The organism is Nocardia niwae NBRC 108934 = DSM 45340, from assembly GCF_001613465.1.
Classification (GTDB): Bacteria; Actinomycetota; Actinomycetes; order Mycobacteriales; family Mycobacteriaceae; genus Nocardia; species Nocardia niwae.
Genome location: NZ_BDCK01000020.1, coordinates 145,272 through 160,558, shown reverse-complemented (window position 1 = coordinate 160,558; position 15,287 = coordinate 145,272). Strand labels below are relative to the sequence as shown.

Here is a 15,287-nt window from a genome sequence, read left to right as displayed (position 1 = left end):
CGGCGTATGATCAGGCCAGTGCGAATACCCGGGGGAAGAATGAGCGAGCCGGAAACCGCGGACTGGGAACGGTTCGTGCAAGCACTGGCGCACTGTCTCGCCGAGCTGCCCTCCCGGGCGACCCTGATCATCGCCGCCCCGGGAAATCGCTATGTCCAATTTGTCCAATACGACATCAAATTGTCCGCCGAACTGGCCGGGAATCATTACCTGACCGACCCCATACCGGAGACCGCGGCGCAGAAGTTGCGCGCACTGGGCTGGCACGAGCCGGCGGTGCGGCGCGACGCGGACAACTGGACCAGGACCCTCTTCTGGCCGATCGCGCCGAACAGCCTGCTCGAATTCGCCCGCTCGGTGGCCGTCGGCTTGCGTGACGCGCTCGGTGTGGCGGCCCCGGTCGAGTTGCGCGCGATGGGCTGGACCGAGGCGTCCGGTGACCTGGACCTCACGGTGCTCGGCCCGATCGCCCGCCGCGGGTAGGAATCGGCCGGGCCGCTGTCCGGCGGCAAGCCGCGACGACCTGGGCACTATTCTGAGAGACATGGCAGCAGGTAAGCCCACCAAGGAAGCGAAGGCCGCGGCGAAAGCGGCCCGCAAGCAGCAGTCTCGAGAACGCCGCAAGCAGCTGTGGCAGGCGTTCCAGATGCAGCGCAAGGAAGACAAGCTGCTGCTGCCGCTGATGATCGGCGCCCTGGTCGGCATCACCGCCGTCTTCGTCGTGATCGGCCTGATCTTCGGACTGACCTGGTTCCTGATCCCGCTGGGCGTGGTGCTCGGCGCGCTGGCGGCGTTCATCATCTTCGGCAGGCGGGTGCAGAAGAGCGTCTACCGCAAGGCCGAGGGCCAGGCGGGCGCCGCGGCCTGGGTGCTGGACAACCTCCAGGGCAAGTGGCGGGTGAGCAACGGCATCGCCGCCACCACGCAGCTGGACGCGGTGCACCGCGTGATCGGCCTGCCCGGCGTGGTGCTCGTCGCCGAAGGCTCCCCGCAACGGGTCAAGTCGCTGCTCGCCCAGGAGAAGAAGCGCACCGCCCGGCTCATCGGCGACACTCCGATCTACGACGTCGTCATCGGCAACGACGAAGGCCAGATTCCGCTCAAGGAACTACAGCGCTACCTCACCAAGCTGCCGCGCAACATCGACACCAAGCGCATGGACCTCATCGAAGGCCGTCTGTCCGCGCTCAGCGCGCGCAGCGGGCCCGCCCTGCCGAAGGGGCCGATGCCCGCCGGCGCCAAGATGCGCGGAGTGCAGCGGGCCATCCGCCGCCGTTGACGCGGGAGGCCCGTGTCCGTTCCGTGCGACATGGGCCTTTTCGGCGCGTCCGCTCTTCCATGATTACGGTCGCGGGCGTCCGGACGACGAATCACGGGTGAGCAGCCACACGACCCGGTCGTAGGCGAGCACGTGATAGACGATCACCAGCACGGCGAGCGCCAGACCCCAGTGCGGCAGGCCCGCGGTTTGGAGCGCGAGCGCCCCGCCGCCGAGCACCGAGAGCTCGATCACCAAGCGCGCCGAGCCGGACACGGCGATCTTCGCCTGCCCGCCACGGCTCGGATCGCCAGGCACCGCGAAAGCGCCCCACACGACAGCCGCGACCACCGGCAGCACCACCACCAGGAGAAACTTCCACGGCCCGTCGAACGCGCGCCAGCCGAAGACGCCGAAGGAAGCCACCGCGACGAGTTCGAGCAGGAAACGAACCACGAGCATCACCGGATTCAACGACACCGGCGCAGCTTAGCGGTGTGACCTCGCGGCTGGTGGGCTCGAGCCGGGCGGCTCAGCGCGAACGCACCAGCGCGGTGCCGGTAGCCCGGTCGTGCATGCCACGACCGTCGGCGTCGGTGAACAGCGCGGGCACCACGAACAGCAGCAGCACCTGCCTGGCCAGCGCCCGGACGAACCCGACCGGGGCGGCCGCGTCGATGCGCACCGTCCGCAGCCGCAGGAAGTACTGCCCCGGCGTGAACCCGAACAGTGTGACCGCGCCCATGCCGATGACGAACCAGATCAGCAGCGTCAGGCTCGACGCCGACCCGCTGCGGGTGATCAGCGCAGCGATCCCCAGCGCGATCAGCCAGTCGACGAACAGGGCGGCGATGCGGCGACCCATGCCGGCCAGCGAGCCGGCTCCGGTCTTCGGCAGGCCGAGTTGTGCACCGGGGAACTCGGAGGTTGCCGGGCCGCCGGAGTCGGCCGGGGGTCCGGAGAGCCAGGAGCCGGTGATGCGTGCCATGCACCCAGGATAGGCGCGGCCGAACCGGCGGCCGGGACCGCATAAGCGCCAGTTCAGCGTCGGCGAGCGCCGCGGCGGGGGCAGGACTACCATGCAATTCGAGTCCGGGTGGTCAGCACCACGCTGCCTGACGCACGTGTAACACCGGCGAAACACATCCTTGACTGCAGGGAAACACGGCATCCATAGCGTCTGGTCGCGACGAACCCATGCAAGCGACACTGGCTGGGAACCGATCCGTAAGGAGAACAAGTGACGTTCAGCACGGCCGACGAGGTCATCAAATTCATCGCTGACGAGGACATCGAGTACGTCGACATCCGGTTCAGCGACCTGCCCGGTGTGCAGCAGCACTTCTCGATCCCGGGGAAGGCCTTCACCACCGACCTCGCCGAGGAAGGGCTAGCGTTCGACGGCTCCTCCGTCCGTGGGTTCCAGTCCATCGACGAGTCGGACATGCTGCTGCTGCCCGACTTCTCCACCGCGCGCGTCGACCCGTTCCGCGCCGCCAAGACGCTGAACCTCAACTTCTTCGTGCACGACCCGTTCACCCGGGAGGCCTACAGCCGCGACCCGCGTAACGTCGCGCGCAAGGCGGAGGAGTACCTGCGCTCCACCGGCATCGCCGACACCGCGTACTTCGGTCCCGAGGCGGAGTTCTACATCTTCGACTCGATCCGCTACGACTCGGCCATGAACGGCGCGTTCTACGAGATCGAGTCGGTCTCCGGTTCGTGGAACACCGGTGCGGAGTTCAACCCGGACGGCACCCGCAACCGCGGCTACAAGGTCCGCAACAAGGGTGGCTACTTCCCGGTCGCGCCCTACGACCACTACGTCGACCTGCGCGACAAGATCTCGACCAACCTGCAGAACTCCGGCTTCGAGCTGGAGCGCGGCCACCACGAGGTCGGCACCGCCGGTCAGGCCGAGATCAACTACAAGTTCAACACCCTGCTCGCCGCGGCCGACGACCTGCAGCTGTTCAAGTACATCGTCAAGAACACCGCGTGGCAGGAAGGCAAGACCGTCACCTTCATGCCGAAGCCGCTGTTCGGCGACAACGGCTCGGGTATGCACGTGCACCAGTCGCTGTGGAAGGACGGCAAGCCGCTGTTCCACGACGAGGCCGGCTACGGCGGCCTGTCCGACCTGGCGCGCCACTACATCGGCGGCATCCTGCACCACGCGCCGTCGCTGCTGGCGTTCACCAACCCGACGGTGAACTCCTACCACCGCCTGGTCCCCGGCTACGAGGCCCCGATCAACCTGGTGTACTCGCAGCGCAACCGCTCCGCCGCGGTCCGCATCCCGGTCACCGGTAACAACCCGAAGGCCAAGCGCCTCGAGTTCCGCGCGCCGGACTCCTCGGGCAACCCGTACCTGGCCTTCGCCGCCATGATGATGGCTGGCCTGGACGGCATCAAGAAGAAGATCGAGCCGCTGGCCCCGGTCGACAAGGACCTCTACGAGCTCCCGCCGGAGGAGGCCAAGAACATCCCGCAGGCCCCCACCAGCCTGGCGTCGGTCATCGACCGCCTCGAGCAGGACCACGACTACCTGACCGAAGGCAACGTCTTCACCGAGGACCTGATCGAGACCTGGATCACCCTCAAGCGCGAAGGCGAGATCGCCCCGGTGAACCTGCGGCCGCACCCGTACGAGTTCGAGCTGTACTTCGACGTGTAAGCCTGACCTGCGTGTTTAGGGCTGATTCGGGCCTTCGGTACGCAGTGGGTACGCAGTAGACGGATTCGAGTCCATCCGCTCAGTGATCACAGCAGCGATCACCTGGCGGGTGGACTCGTCCGTATCCGGCCACAGATGGCCGTAGGTGTCGAGGGTGGTCTTGGCGTTCGCGTGCCTCATGCGTGCCTGGACGACTTTGATGTTCGCGCCGTTCGCGATGAGCAGCGACGCGAGATAGTGACGCAGGTCCTGGAAGGTGAATTCTTCCGGCAGCCCCGCTATCTTCGGACGGATCGTACGTACGGCGCGTTCAAGCTGCCACGGCGGAACCGGCTTGCCGAAGTCGTCACAGACCACGCGCTCGCCGGGCCGCAGCTTCACCGCGGCCGACAGCAGGAGCGCCAGGTCGTTCGGAATCGGGATCGGTGCCTCCGATCCATCGCTCTTCAGCGGCCGGGCGGGCCATTGCTGTTTCGGGTGCACGATGCCCCGGATGAAGTCGACGTCGGTCACGCGCAGCCCGGCGACCTCGGACACCCGAAGACCGACGAAGGCGCCGAGCAGGATGGCGGGACGCATGTGCTCCGGCATCGCGTCGTGAATCGCCCACACCTGTTCGGTTGTGGCGCAATAGACTTTCTGCTTGCCTGCTGGCGGCGAGGTGCGTCGCGAGCACGGATTGCGGCCGAGGATGCCATCCAGCACGGCATCGCCCAGCAGCTGCGACAGCCGACCGTGCAGCGCGTAGATGTAGCTCGGTTCGTGCCCGCGTTCTTTCAGTTTCGCCGTCCAAGCCTTCACCGCTGACGGCCGCACCGCGGCGAGTTGGTAGTCCCCGAACTCCGCATTGATCTGAGCGATGTGCACCCTGGCTTGGCGGACGGTGCCGTCCCGATGGACGGCGTAGCCCGCCAGCCATTCCTCGGACCACTGCCGGACGGTGCGTTTTGCGTCGCGCGGGGCTACGTGTGTCCCCTGGACGAGCGCCGAAACCTGCTCATCGAGCCACTTCTGTGCATCGACTTTGCGTGCGAATCGCTTGGTGTGCTCGTCTCCGGCGTCGTCGACGTAGCGGGCGCGCCAGCGTTTGCCTTTGCCGTGGAGTTTGGACGGAACGCGCCGGACCGTGCCGTCGTCGTCTCGGACTTCTTTGGTCCAGAGGTCTTCGACTCCGGCCCGGCGGTTCCGTCGTGCTGCCATGGTTACGCCGCGCCTCCGGTGCGGGTGGCGGCTTCCTGCTCGGCGATCCAGGCATCGATGACACTGCGTCGCCAGACGCGGCGGCGCCCGAGTTTGAAGCTGGCCGGGCCGGAGCCGATGTGCGCCCAGTAGCGCCAGGTTGCGGCCGGGATGCCGGTGAGTTCTTCGCAGTCTTTGGCCTGGAGGTAGCGGTCGGTGGTCATGGCGGTGTCTCCGTTTCGGTGTGGTGCAGTGGTTCGGGTGCTGGTGCGCTGAGCGAGGATGGGCGGTGCGTCCGGTGCGCTCCTGTCACATCCGGTGCGCAGGCTGTTGCACGGCGCACCGGCAGGTGTTGCATGGTGCGCACTGGTGGCACGTCCGGTGCGTTGCGTGGTGCATGAGCTGTCACATGCGGCACACCCGCTGTTGCATGACGCGTCATGATTGATCGGATCGGCGGCGAGTCCGACGGGTGCGGGCTTGCCGCTGTCCTGGCTGTGTTCGCGCGGATAGGTCTGTGAACTGCTGTTTTCCGTGGCTGGATGAGCGGACTCGGCTGCTGTCACACGATGTGACAGTGGGTGGTGCACGGTGTTACACCCCGTGCGCACGGTGTCACCCGCTGTAACAGCCCCGGTGCGTAGTGGTGCGTTCATGCGACACCCCACGGGGTGAGGACCGGGACGTCCGGGTTGGTGAGGTCGGCGAACTCGACGACCGCGACGGCCGGTGCGTCGTCGTGGTGCGCACGCTGGTCGAGGGTGGTGCGGACTGTTGCGGCGGGTGTCGCACCGTTACAGACCCACAGCAGTCCTTCGCACCAGTCGGTGCGGGCGTGACCGATGACGCGGGCCACGGTTTCGCCGAGTTTGCTCGGCGTGAGGATGTAGGCGGCGGTGTCGACCTTCACCGCGACCCGGGCGTCCGGGTGGTTCCACTGGGCGTCGTACGGGTAGCGGCCCCGGTATCCGCTGTCATAGTGCATGTCCCGTTCGGAGTACCAATCGTCATAGTCACGGGCACCGAGCGCGATCCGCGTCTGAATGACGGTGCGGGCATGGACAGACCACAACGGGGAGGGCTGCCAGTCGTGCACGCGCCGGCCGTAGTACCAGCCGAGCCCGGCCGGGGTCGGCACGATCCAGCTCGGGCCCGCCCCGACCTTCATCAACGGCCGCACCATGCCTTCGTCGGCGAGGGCGGCGGCGAGTTCGTAAACGTGGTTGCGGCCGGTGCGCAGGAACGCGGCGAGGGTGTCTGTTTGCATGGCGCGGTGCTGCACGATCGCGGCCATCGCGCGGGCCGCGCGCCGGGTGCGCAGGGCGAAGGGGTGTCCAGTTTTCTGGACAGCGAGTTTCGTTACAGCCCCGGTGTTTTGGGCCGTGGTCGGCGAGGGTTTCGTAACGGGGTTCATGACAGTTCCTTGGAGGCGTGAAGACCGGCGCGCGCGGTCGTCTTGGCGGCGCGGAGGGCTTGCCGGTGGGTGAGGAAGCGGTTCCACTCGCGGTCGAAGTCGCGTATCACCAGGGGCATGTCCAGGTCGTCGAACGCGGCCGGGAGCCGTTTGGCGGCGGCCATGATGGTGTTCTCCACCTCCCGGCCGCGGAACAGGTACAGAACCCCGGTCATGGGTTCGGGTTGCGCGTCACGAGCGGCCCAGATCGCCCCACGCAGAGCCTTGTCCATGTTGGCGCCGCTTTTGGCGGTCAACTCGACCTCGACCGCCCACCACCCATAGGTGCCGTCCACCACGCCGAGGAACCGGCCGTCGTGGATGTGCCCGATCGTGGCAGTACGGGAGCGTGACTGGCGCCGCTCCATCTCGGCCTCATGCCGCAATCGGCGTTCGGACACCCAGTTGGTCAGATCCGAGCCGTTGAGCATGATCCGGGCCTGAGCGACCGCGCGATAGTGCTCGCAGTGGTGGACCGGAACCGTCCACACCGTGTACGGCCGCCAACCCAGATAGGACGCCGCGGTTTCCCCAGTCGGCACAACCCATTTCGATCCGGCCTGGACCTCGACCAGCGTCGGTTGCACAAGACGGTCTTTGCGCAGCTGCCGGACCAGGCCGTAGGTGTGGCTTTCGTCCATGTCGAGGAACCAGGCCAGGACGTCGACCTGCATCCCGTACATGTCCACCAGGCCCGTGATCGCAGTGGTGTGCCGGGCCGTCGACCGCGACGACGCCCCGGATGGGTCGGCCAGCAGCCGTTGAACTGTCGTGCGTGGCAGTCCGATCTCGGCGGCGATTTCCCTACTGCTGTGGCCGAACTTGCGCAATGCGGCGGCTTCGCCGAGCACACCCTCCACCTTGCGGGCCGGGATGCGCAGCTGCCGCGCGATCTGCTGATAGGTCGCTCCGAGATCGCGTAGCTCCCGGATGCGCCGGTCACGGTCGGCCGGGTGCCCGGCCGCGTGATTCCTCCTGTTGTGGTCGGTCATCGGCTGCGCTCCACCCGAGGCCAGGACTCGCGGAGCCGGTCGTACTCCTCCATCGTTCGGTACTGCGGGCGGTAGCGCGGCACCTCGACCGGCCGGGACTGCTGCGCCTGCTCGGCGTGCCGGTGCGGGTGGATGTCGGCTTCCTTGATCGGCGCCGACGCCGCGGCATAGTCGGCCAGGGTCCGCGCGCGTTCGTCATCACGGGCGCTGCGGGGGCGGGTGAGCCCCAACTGCTGGCGCATCTCGGCGGCCTGGGCCTGGATCTGCTGTTCGGCCCACCGATGCCACACGCCAGCCGGGTCGGTCGCGGCCATCCGCTTTTCCAGTTCCCGATGGGCCTCCGGCCACAACTGCGTTTCTGGAACGTCGACCAGTTCCGACACCGCCGCCCGATGCCGCGAATACGGCAGGCGGCCCTTGGCGATCCACCGCTCCACCGTCTTGGCGTCGACCTCCAACTTCTCGGCCACCTGTTCCGGCGTCAGGCGCGCCCGGTAGATCGCCTCGCGCAACGCCTCGTTCGCATCCGGCGAACGCCGCCGCGATTGACCGGGCCACAGCTCTTCCACGCTCGAACCGACCACCTCGACCACCGCGTGGCGGTGCACCGGAAACGGTGGACGCCCGTCCATGAGCCACCGCTCCACCGTCTTCGGGTTGACCCCGACCTTCTTCGCCAGCTGCTCCGAGTTCACCCCGGCCGCTGTCATCGCCTGCCACAACCGATCGTTCGGCCGCCGCCGCTCTACACTGGACATGCTTCAAGGACCTCCATCCTGAAGTGAAAGACCGGAGGGGTTGCAGCCCACTTCGGTCGACTGAGGCTCCTCGGCAGTTCCAGCTGCCGGGGAGCTTTTGTGTGCGAGGACCCGTTTGTCGTCGCAGTAGTCGGTAACCAACCCGACCAACACGACTGTACATATACAACTGTGTATGTACAAGACTCTGGCTAGTTCGAGTGCTGTGCATGTACAGTTGTGCATGCTCAAAACGGTTTTCATTTACGACGTCGGAGCCTGGAAGGACCTTGAGGATGACTGAGCCCGCCTACGTCTCGATCGCTGCGGAGTACGCCCGACAGATCCGGAGCGGTTCGCTTCCGCCAGGCACCCAGTTGCGGAGCCTCACGGAGCTGATGGACCGGCACGGCGTCTCAAAGATCGTGGTTATTCAGGCAATTCAGCTGCTTGAACGACAAGGTCTAGTACGAACGGTCGCGCGGCGCGGGACGTTCGTGACCGACCACCCCAACCTCGTTCGCGTTGCACCAGAGCGTCAGATGGAGGATCCGGAGGACACTTTCGAGCACGAGTCCGCCGAGGACGTCCGGATCGATCGCAAGAGTCAACGCGTTCCAGCGCCACAGGAACTCGCGGATGAGTTCGCAACACCGTTAGGCACCGAGGTGCTCCACACGGTCACTCGGGCCACCGAAGGCGGTCGGCCGATCTCGATCTCGGATACCTACCAGCCGATCGGAGTCCCCGACATCTCGAACGCCATTGTTCTCGAGGAATCGGTGGCAGATCGGATTCCCGCCCAGTCGCATGCGGAATGGCTCGGTACGGCCCGGGGCGATCTCGTGAAGACGGTTCGGCAGCGGTATCTCGGGCCAGACGATCAGCTGCTCATGCTCTCGGAGATTTCCTATCCACGGGATCGCTACGATGCGTTCGTTTTCAGAATGCAGCTGACCGAACCAGTCAAGCCGCCGCGGGAGGCATAGGCGTCAGCGGCGCACCCAACCTTGCGCCACGTCGGCCAGGTTCCACCACGAAACATACTGCTGATCATGGGTTTCCAGTCGCCAGCGTGACGTCAGCCCGTCGAAGAAGTCATCATCACCGGTTTTGCCCCCTTTGGGCTCGCCGATAAATACCACCCGCTCGCCGCCTGCATCTTCGTAGGCGGCGAGCGCTTTTGAGGCCATGGTGTTGCCCCATCCGGGCGGCCAGCACAGGAAGAGTGTGCAGTCGGCGTCGCTGCGGAGTCGATCGGCAAAAGCCTCCAGTCCTGCGACTGGGTGCCAGACATCGCGCTGGCCAGACGCGCCGGGAAACGAGACGTTCTTGGCCCGGTCGGGCGGCTCGATGTCATAGGCGTCGACCTTCAACCCGGCATGGTGCAGCTGCGCCGCCCAGTAGCCGCGGCCGGCACCCAGCTCCACGACGGAACGACTGCCGCAGAAGTCCACCATCCATGCGATGGTTTCCGGTGCCGGTATCGCGTAGGCGTAGGCGGCTTGAAGGATCGTCTGGGCGTAGCCAAGTCGTGCGCTGCCGTTGATGCGCCCGCCGTCCACGACACGGCGGCCGTCGCGCTCGGAAACCGAGGGACCGACGATCTCCCAGTAGGGATTAAGACTCTCGGTGTCACCACCCGTCATGAAGTTGACTAGACGGAGGTCGAACGCGGCGTCAGCCTGATCGTCGCCTGTCCCAGGCAGCATCGGTGCAGTGTCCAGGTAGTCGGCGACCTTCGGGTAATCGGTGTTCAACCGCTGCTCGTCCGCGAGCAGTGCGGCCAGTTCATTCCGCCGTTGGGTCGTCAGCGCCAGCTCAGCCATGCGTCCGATTCTTCCGTGGATCAAGGCATCCGGGGGATGCTTGATGAAATTCATTATCAGAATCACGGTCAGTGGAGACCGCGCGCGGCCCGCAGCTGGCCCGAAGTTGGCCCGAAGATGGCCCGAAGTCGTTTAGTCCCGTCGAAGTGCGGGCCAGACACCATCGAGATTGCTGTGACCTGCGCCTTCGGCGCAGGGCTCTCCCCTCACCCGACCCCGATTCTCTAGGGCTTCGCTGTTCCTAGAGAATCGGGGTCGGGTGAGGGGAGAGCCAGTGTGGTCAAGTGAGTGTGAAGTGGTGGGGCGGAGACCATAAGGGGGCTGGATGGGGGTGGTTGCATTGGCTTGCGTCCGTTGCGTTCTCGAGTGCATAGGTTGATCGTGGTGATAGGTTGGGCGGCTGCGGTTGGGGAGGTGCAGCGTGGAGGTCTGGCCGAGCGGCTCAGTGGGTTGCCGCTTAAGAGGTGACCACAACGAAGGGATGGTCCAACAGTTGACGACGCTCTGTGTTGGGGATGCCTGGTTCCAGCTTGATGTCACCAGACCGAGGGAGTGATGTGAGTAGCGGCAGCATAGATATCTTTGAGATGGTTGACCGATTCATCGAGGAACTCGGAGGATCTACTTGGATAACAGAAAAGGGTCCATTCGGGTCGAATACCCAGCCAAACCCGATCGCAATGTGGGCCAACGAATACAGAAATGGTTTAAGTAACCCCGGATCTCTCGGTAATAATCAGAGCTTCCTGAGGCTTCTTCGGCTCTGCCACTATGTGGCGATTTTAAGAAATTCATCAACCGCGCATCTTGATGCCCGTATATCCGACCTCCGTGATGGTTCGGAGGAGCGGGTGCGGAGTGCGGTGCACGAAATTCAGGTGGCTGGAGATTATGCGTCTCGGGGAAATTCGGTTGAATTCATTCCTGAAACGACGGTGAGGCAACCGGACATGATGGTTAATGGCGAGATGGAGGTTGAATGTAAGTATAAGACCGGAGCGTTCAGCGCCCGTGACAAAGAAAGGCTGAATCTCTACAGAGTCCTGAACAGCAAGCTTCAAAAACTGTACCATCCAGGTGTGCAGGCAAGTGGGATTGTGGTGGAGGCGACATTTGAAATTGAGCCGACAAGGCAGATGGTCGATGAGATTCTGGTTGCTATTCGCTCTTGTTTGAGGCCGGTCCGGACCGATCCTCTGCAAGTCAAGTCGGAATCGCAAGAGTACACCATCACCGTTGTCCCTGGTGAGCAGGTTATTAGCGACAAGCTCGTCATCCCTCACGGAAAAGACATAGCTGCGGGTTTCTTCTCGCTAAGCGGCACTGGAGCCGCCCGGCCGGACGGTTCGATAGGTGTAACTAGACCGATTGCGCTCGGCTTGACATGTAAAGTCGAGCTGGATGTAATTAGCACAATGAAATCCTCGATAAAATCGGCGATTGGACAGCTCTCCGGTCAATGCCCTGGAGTTGTGTCTATTGATATATCCGACTTCCTGGGTTTATTGGAAAGTCAGGAAATCCCTGGTTTCAATGAAATGGTTAAGAGTTTGTTCCGAAGCAACTCAAGAATATCTCGAGTGGATTTAGTTGCAGATTACTTCGAGGAGATTGAAGGCCAGCTCCAAATTCGGAGGCAGGTACAAGGTCTGGAGAACGACACCGCTCGCTTTCCTGCGCCCCGGGTTTGACTCATTGTCTCATCGCTGTCAGCCCGTGCCAGGTCTCCATTGTGGCGGCTTGCGGGGAAGCGGCCCGCAGGTATCAGGGACGTCAACGCGGCTCACACCAGCAGAGGTGACGAGTTCGGGTGTTCAGTTTGATGCCTAGGCATCAACTTCCCCATCGCCTGTTAGGGCGAAGCGCCGTCTACCGCTTAGGAGGTGGGCGGCGTTGATCCGTAGGAACCAACGAGTGGTTTACACGATTCGCCCTCGGAACGCCATGCGACAGCTATGTTTTGGCTATGACAGTTACCCCTGATCCAAGTAGCCACATCTGGCGCAGAATAGACGATGGATGGACCGGGATGAAGCACCAGGAGCCGGGATCCGGCTATCTCGAGAACTTCCCGGGAGCGACTCAGCTGGAGAAGGACCTCGCCGATGCGCAGCAGCCCGGCTTCGATCGGATCTATGACGGGAACCCGCCGAAGGATGGGGAACCGGATGCTGGGTTCGACATCGAACGCTATCTGAACCCCGAACCCTGCGTCGTAATCGCCAAGACCAAGCCGCCGTTCGGCGAGTGGGAAGAGCTGTCCAGCTGGGAGGGATAGCGGTACGCAGTCGGTACGCAGCACGACAGAGGGCGGCACCACACTGCCAACGTCGCCATGATCAAACCGCAGGTCAGCGTCACGCGGCCAGCGTCATCCATGACAGCAAACGCCAGGTAGGTAGTCCGAGCTGTACTTCGACGTGTAAGTCGTCATCCGCTCCAACCTGCGGCGGAGTACCCCACTCGGTGCTCCGCCGCAGCTGGCTTCGGCGAGTCCACCCCCGCGCGACCACTTCAGGGAGCATGCGGGGGTGGACTCTTCTGCGTTCGCGGGTGTGGAAGGCGGGTGCCGAGCCCCACGGGTCATGTGACATTCCAGTGGGGGGTGCCGTAGACGTTGAGCTTGTCGACGCCGTGGCCGGTGGAGAAACCCAGTCCGACTGCCGAGTAATGCCAGCTCGCTCCGCACGCGAGCGCAGCCCGGCGGAGGGCGTCGACGGCATGAGGGGTGCCGTGGTGCCGGGCCGCGAGCGCGAGTGCGAGCCCGCTCAGGTCGTCGCCCCTTCTCGCGCCCAGGTAGAGCCCGAAGGTGGGGTCGCCCGCGCCGCGCGCGCAGCAGACGAACAGGTCGCGCCGGTGAAGCTGGGCCGCGTCGACCCCACATCGAACGAGTTCGTCCAGCATCTCCCGGGCCGGATCGCCGAAGCAGCGGACGAGTCTCTTCGGCGCGTCGGCGTCGGGGTACCGCGCTCTGAGGTAGACCTTGTGGTTCACCCCGCCGTCCGCGTCGACTTCGAGTGCGATGACAGCGGGTGCGATGACCTTCTCATGGTCGGGTAGCGCCGCCAATCCCGCGAAACCCGGCCATACATCGGACAATCGGTGCAGGGATTCCGGCGCGGCCGCGAGATTTCCGTACACCTTGAGACGGGCTGCGTGATGTGGCGTGCCGGCGGCATGGACAACACCGATCCACGTGGCAAAACGCTGCCGGTGCGAGATTTTCGCCGGATCCGGAAACAGTGTCACGACGAAGGATCGCAGCATGTCGGCGACCGTCTCGTCGCCGTTCGGCAGCCACGCGACGAGATCGCGGATCGAGGTCAGTTGAGCGCTGAGGCGCGAGTCGAACAGCTCTTCCCGAGTCGCCGTCTCGGTGACATAGCGGACGGCGCGCGACACCGCGCCTCGGCCACCGGACACACTGACCTCGAACGGAATCCCGGAAATGGTCAGCGTGCTCGTTCGGCGTCCGTCCGGTCCGCGCGCGCCGTCCTGACCCGCGCAGGCGCGTTCGATCACGGCACGAATGGGTGCCGGGTCACAACGCAGGGACAACCGTTGGGCCAAATCGACCAGGAAGTCGCCGGCAGCTCCAGGCATCGCCATCGTCAGGATCGCAGACTCTCTCATTCCGACCGGCATCCCATTCTTGCGTGTCCCCGTCGGTGGGGACGGCGGAAGTTCCCCTGCGGCTTCGGAGCCCGGCCGCGCCCGCATCCGGCACGCTGGGACGCTTCTCATCGCTGGGAAGGCCGCGGGCAGATGGGAAGAATGGGAACCTATCATCCATGGGAGGAGGTGGCATGCGAAAAGAGCTGGACGGCAACCCGACTGCGCGTTTCAACCCTCTGTCATACGGAATGCCTGCCCGTCAGGTGCCGCGCTTCGCCGCCGGAAGGAATGCTTCGCCGCTCGCCGAGGCGGCGGTGACGTGCCGAGGACTGGGCTCGCGCCATGCATCCTGAGACGGCATCGGCACTGGAATCCGGTCGGTCGCTGGTGCATGCCACTGACGAAATGCTGAAGCGGATCGACCAGATCCGCGCTCGGCGTCCATCGCCCACTTCGCGGGTGATCCCTGAGGTCGACGCGATCGGCAGGCTCACCGACCTCTATATCGCCCCCGGTACCGTCGCTCACTGTGCCGACAGTCGGGAGTTGGTGGCCGAGATCATGGCCGCGATCCAGGACAGCACCGCAGACGCGGCGCGGCAGCACAAGATTGTCATCGAGGAGACGACTTGGCCGGATGTGCGGTGGCCGCGTCCACGATTCGCCCCACCGTTCGCGCCTCCCTCGGAGTGATGCGGTGACGGATCTGGAGGCGTCGGCCGGCGCCGGGGGCGAAGCTCCGCCCGACTGGCAGAACCTGGTCTACGAGGTGTTCAATGCGGACTACTCGGTTGGTGTGGCATGCGACCGCAGCGGTGTGATCGTCGGCCTGCACATCGGTGACGAGGTGTGGGAGAACACCGACGCCTGGCTGGCCGCCGAGATCGTTCGGGTGGCCCGTCTGGCGCACGAGAAGTCCCGGGTCGGATGGCGCACGGAGATGCAGTATCACGGTGTGCTGCCACATGTCGCCGAGGCTTATGGCCTGCCGACCGAAGCCCAATACATGGCGATGGAGAAGGCGGAGTTCGGTGGAAATCACTGAATCGATCGAGGTGCAAAGACGCTCCGCGCGAACTCGAACGTAGTTCCTGCGTGTGGTACTCGACCGGGTCGTCCGTCTCGGCTGTCCCCAAGGATGGGGATGCAAGAGAATGGTTGTGCCTGTCCATATGGAAAGGGGTTCCGGGATGACCGATGGGCTGCATGTAGAGACTGACGGTATGCGCGCCCGCGGTGGTGCCGACCATGACCGGGTACCGGTCATCCGGACCAAGGCCGAGCCGGACGCCGGCTGGTGGGCCAATCGCTATGCGAAGTACGGCAATGCCGCGCACGAGGCATTCGGAGGCTGGGAGCAGTACATGTTCGTCCTCCGCAAGAACGGGATGAACTCGATCGCGGATGATTCGCAAACGAACGGTGACATCATGTACACGGCAGCAACGGCATTGGACGATACCGATACCGCCGGTGGCAGCTCGGTCCGGCGGAAGACGCCGGAAGTGTGAGCCGCTTCTTCCGGCTGCTGGACTCTTCTGAATGGG

Annotated in this window: 18 protein-coding genes and 1 pseudogene; 9 read left to right on the top strand and 10 right to left on the bottom strand. The window is 64.7% G+C overall.

All coding sequences use genetic code 11. The annotated features are described in order from the left end of the window. The first annotated feature begins 39 nt into the window (after positions 1-39). Complete coding sequence (locus tag NNI01S_RS13020) at positions 40-483, top strand: TY-Chap domain-containing protein (RefSeq protein WP_063020327.1); 444 nt, start codon at positions 40-42, stop codon at positions 481-483. A 61-nt stretch (positions 484-544) separates the two neighbouring features. Beyond that, a complete protein-coding gene (locus NNI01S_RS13015) occupies positions 545-1,279 on the top strand; it encodes a DUF4191 domain-containing protein (RefSeq protein WP_063020326.1) in 735 nt (244 codons plus the stop codon). A gap of 63 nt (positions 1,280-1,342) precedes the next feature. Here the strand turns inward: NNI01S_RS13015 and NNI01S_RS13010 are convergent, their stop codons facing one another. After that, positions 1,343-1,738 carry a YrdB family protein gene (locus NNI01S_RS13010; RefSeq protein WP_245676088.1) on the bottom strand — a complete coding sequence of 132 codons (396 nt, stop codon included), beginning with the start codon at positions 1,736-1,738 and terminating at the stop codon, positions 1,343-1,345. Between the two features lie 52 nt (positions 1,739-1,790). After that, positions 1,791-2,246 (bottom strand): RDD family protein, encoded by a 456-nt coding sequence (locus tag NNI01S_RS13005; RefSeq protein WP_063020325.1) that lies wholly within the window; start codon positions 2,244-2,246, stop codon positions 1,791-1,793. 252 nt (positions 2,247-2,498) lie between these two features. On the opposite strand from NNI01S_RS13005, the gene glnA reads away from it, so the two are divergent. After that, positions 2,499-3,935 (top strand): type I glutamate--ammonia ligase, encoded by a 1,437-nt coding sequence (gene glnA / locus NNI01S_RS13000; protein WP_039796970.1) that lies wholly within the window; start codon positions 2,499-2,501, stop codon positions 3,933-3,935. A 15-nt stretch (positions 3,936-3,950) separates the two neighbouring features. On the opposite strand, the gene NNI01S_RS12995 is transcribed toward glnA, so the two are convergent. The 6 genes and pseudogenes from NNI01S_RS12995 to NNI01S_RS12975 all read right to left on the bottom strand — a co-directional run bounded on the left by NNI01S_RS12995 (position 3,951) and on the right by NNI01S_RS12975 (position 8,317). After that, positions 3,951-4,802 (bottom strand): tyrosine-type recombinase/integrase, encoded by an 852-nt coding sequence (locus NNI01S_RS12995; protein WP_245676087.1) that lies wholly within the window; start codon positions 4,800-4,802, stop codon positions 3,951-3,953. Between the two features lie 135 nt (positions 4,803-4,937). Further along, positions 4,938-5,135: pseudogene (locus NNI01S_RS36730) on the bottom strand (site-specific integrase); the annotation flags it as partial. A 2-nt stretch (positions 5,136-5,137) separates the two neighbouring features. Beyond that, positions 5,138-5,338 (bottom strand): helix-turn-helix transcriptional regulator, encoded by a 201-nt coding sequence (locus NNI01S_RS12990; RefSeq protein ID WP_063020323.1) that lies wholly within the window; start codon positions 5,336-5,338, stop codon positions 5,138-5,140. A gap of 428 nt (positions 5,339-5,766) precedes the next feature. After that, entirely contained in the window at positions 5,767-6,528 is a 762-nt protein-coding gene (locus NNI01S_RS12985) for a hypothetical protein (protein ID WP_157114748.1), read from the bottom strand. Beyond that, entirely contained in the window at positions 6,525-7,559 is a 1,035-nt protein-coding gene (locus tag NNI01S_RS12980; protein ID WP_063020321.1) for a hypothetical protein, read from the bottom strand. The genes NNI01S_RS12985 and NNI01S_RS12980 overlap by 4 nt, the downstream gene beginning before the upstream one ends. Beyond that, a complete protein-coding gene (locus tag NNI01S_RS12975) occupies positions 7,556-8,317 on the bottom strand; it encodes a helix-turn-helix domain-containing protein (protein WP_157114746.1) in 762 nt (253 codons plus the stop codon). Before NNI01S_RS12975 ends, NNI01S_RS12980 begins: the two co-directional genes overlap by 4 nt. Before the next feature lie 275 nt (positions 8,318-8,592). Between NNI01S_RS12975 and NNI01S_RS12970 the strand changes: the two genes are divergently transcribed. Continuing rightward, a complete protein-coding gene (locus NNI01S_RS12970) occupies positions 8,593-9,285 on the top strand; it encodes a GntR family transcriptional regulator (RefSeq protein ID WP_063020319.1) in 693 nt (230 codons plus the stop codon). Between the two features lie 3 nt (positions 9,286-9,288). On the opposite strand, the gene NNI01S_RS12965 is transcribed toward NNI01S_RS12970, so the two are convergent. Continuing rightward, entirely contained in the window at positions 9,289-10,125 is an 837-nt protein-coding gene (locus NNI01S_RS12965) for a hypothetical protein (protein ID WP_063020318.1), read from the bottom strand. Positions 10,126-10,682: 557 nt separating this feature from the next. Here NNI01S_RS12965 and NNI01S_RS34470 point away from each other — a divergent pair. Both NNI01S_RS34470 and NNI01S_RS12960 read left to right on the top strand, forming a co-directional pair. After that, entirely contained in the window at positions 10,683-11,816 is a 1,134-nt protein-coding gene (locus NNI01S_RS34470; protein WP_157114745.1) for a hypothetical protein, read from the top strand. Between the two features lie 338 nt (positions 11,817-12,154). Beyond that, the gene (locus tag NNI01S_RS12960) at positions 12,155-12,403 is read left to right on the top strand and encodes a hypothetical protein (RefSeq protein WP_063020317.1); all 249 of its coding nucleotides are present in this window, start codon (positions 12,155-12,157) and stop codon (positions 12,401-12,403) included. A 305-nt stretch (positions 12,404-12,708) separates the two neighbouring features. Here NNI01S_RS12960 and NNI01S_RS12955 read toward each other — a convergent pair whose 3' ends face one another. Then, complete coding sequence (locus tag NNI01S_RS12955) at positions 12,709-13,734, bottom strand: hypothetical protein (protein WP_063020316.1); 1,026 nt, start codon at positions 13,732-13,734, stop codon at positions 12,709-12,711. Between the two features lie 411 nt (positions 13,735-14,145). Between NNI01S_RS12955 and NNI01S_RS12950 the strand changes: the two genes are divergently transcribed. The 3 genes from NNI01S_RS12950 (at position 14,146) to NNI01S_RS12940 (ending at position 15,251) form a co-directional block, all read left to right on the top strand. Further along, positions 14,146-14,433, top strand: a complete 288-nt coding sequence (locus tag NNI01S_RS12950) for a hypothetical protein (protein ID WP_245676086.1) — start codon at positions 14,146-14,148, stop codon at positions 14,431-14,433. 4 nt (positions 14,434-14,437) lie between these two features. After that, positions 14,438-14,785: a hypothetical protein gene (locus NNI01S_RS12945; RefSeq protein ID WP_063020314.1), complete on the top strand. Its 348-nt coding sequence runs from the start codon at positions 14,438-14,440 to the stop codon at positions 14,783-14,785. A gap of 145 nt (positions 14,786-14,930) precedes the next feature. Further along, entirely contained in the window at positions 14,931-15,251 is a 321-nt protein-coding gene (locus NNI01S_RS12940; protein WP_157114743.1) for a hypothetical protein, read from the top strand. The last annotated feature ends 36 nt before the right edge of the window (positions 15,252-15,287 follow it).

What these genes read in the sequence shown, in the direction of transcription:
- NNI01S_RS13020 (WP_063020327.1), top strand. Translation starts at nt 40, where the DNA reads ATGAGCGAGCCGGAAACCGCGGACTGGGAACGGTTCGTGCAAGCACTG.
- NNI01S_RS13015 (WP_063020326.1), top strand. Translation starts at nt 545, where the DNA reads ATGGCAGCAGGTAAGCCCACCAAGGAAGCGAAGGCCGCGGCGAAAGCG.
- NNI01S_RS13005 (WP_063020325.1), bottom strand. Translation starts at nt 2,246, where the DNA reads ATGGCACGCATCACCGGCTCCTGGCTCTCCGGACCCCCGGCCGACTCC.
- NNI01S_RS12990 (WP_063020323.1), bottom strand. Translation starts at nt 5,338, where the DNA reads ATGACCACCGACCGCTACCTCCAGGCCAAAGACTGCGAAGAACTCACC.
- NNI01S_RS12985 (WP_157114748.1), bottom strand. Translation starts at nt 6,528, where the DNA reads ATGAACCCCGTTACGAAACCCTCGCCGACCACGGCCCAAAACACCGGG.
- NNI01S_RS12980 (WP_063020321.1), bottom strand. Translation starts at nt 7,559, where the DNA reads ATGACCGACCACAACAGGAGGAATCACGCGGCCGGGCACCCGGCCGAC.
- NNI01S_RS12975 (WP_157114746.1), bottom strand. Translation starts at nt 8,317, where the DNA reads ATGTCCAGTGTAGAGCGGCGGCGGCCGAACGATCGGTTGTGGCAGGCG.
- NNI01S_RS12970 (WP_063020319.1), top strand. Translation starts at nt 8,593, where the DNA reads ATGACTGAGCCCGCCTACGTCTCGATCGCTGCGGAGTACGCCCGACAG.
- NNI01S_RS12965 (WP_063020318.1), bottom strand. Translation starts at nt 10,125, where the DNA reads ATGGCTGAGCTGGCGCTGACGACCCAACGGCGGAATGAACTGGCCGCA.
- NNI01S_RS12960 (WP_063020317.1), top strand. Translation starts at nt 12,155, where the DNA reads ATGAAGCACCAGGAGCCGGGATCCGGCTATCTCGAGAACTTCCCGGGA.
- NNI01S_RS12955 (WP_063020316.1), bottom strand. Translation starts at nt 13,734, where the DNA reads ATGGCGATGCCTGGAGCTGCCGGCGACTTCCTGGTCGATTTGGCCCAA.
- NNI01S_RS12950 (WP_245676086.1), top strand. Translation starts at nt 14,146, where the DNA reads ATGCTGAAGCGGATCGACCAGATCCGCGCTCGGCGTCCATCGCCCACT.
- NNI01S_RS12940 (WP_157114743.1), top strand. Translation starts at nt 14,931, where the DNA reads ATGACCGATGGGCTGCATGTAGAGACTGACGGTATGCGCGCCCGCGGT.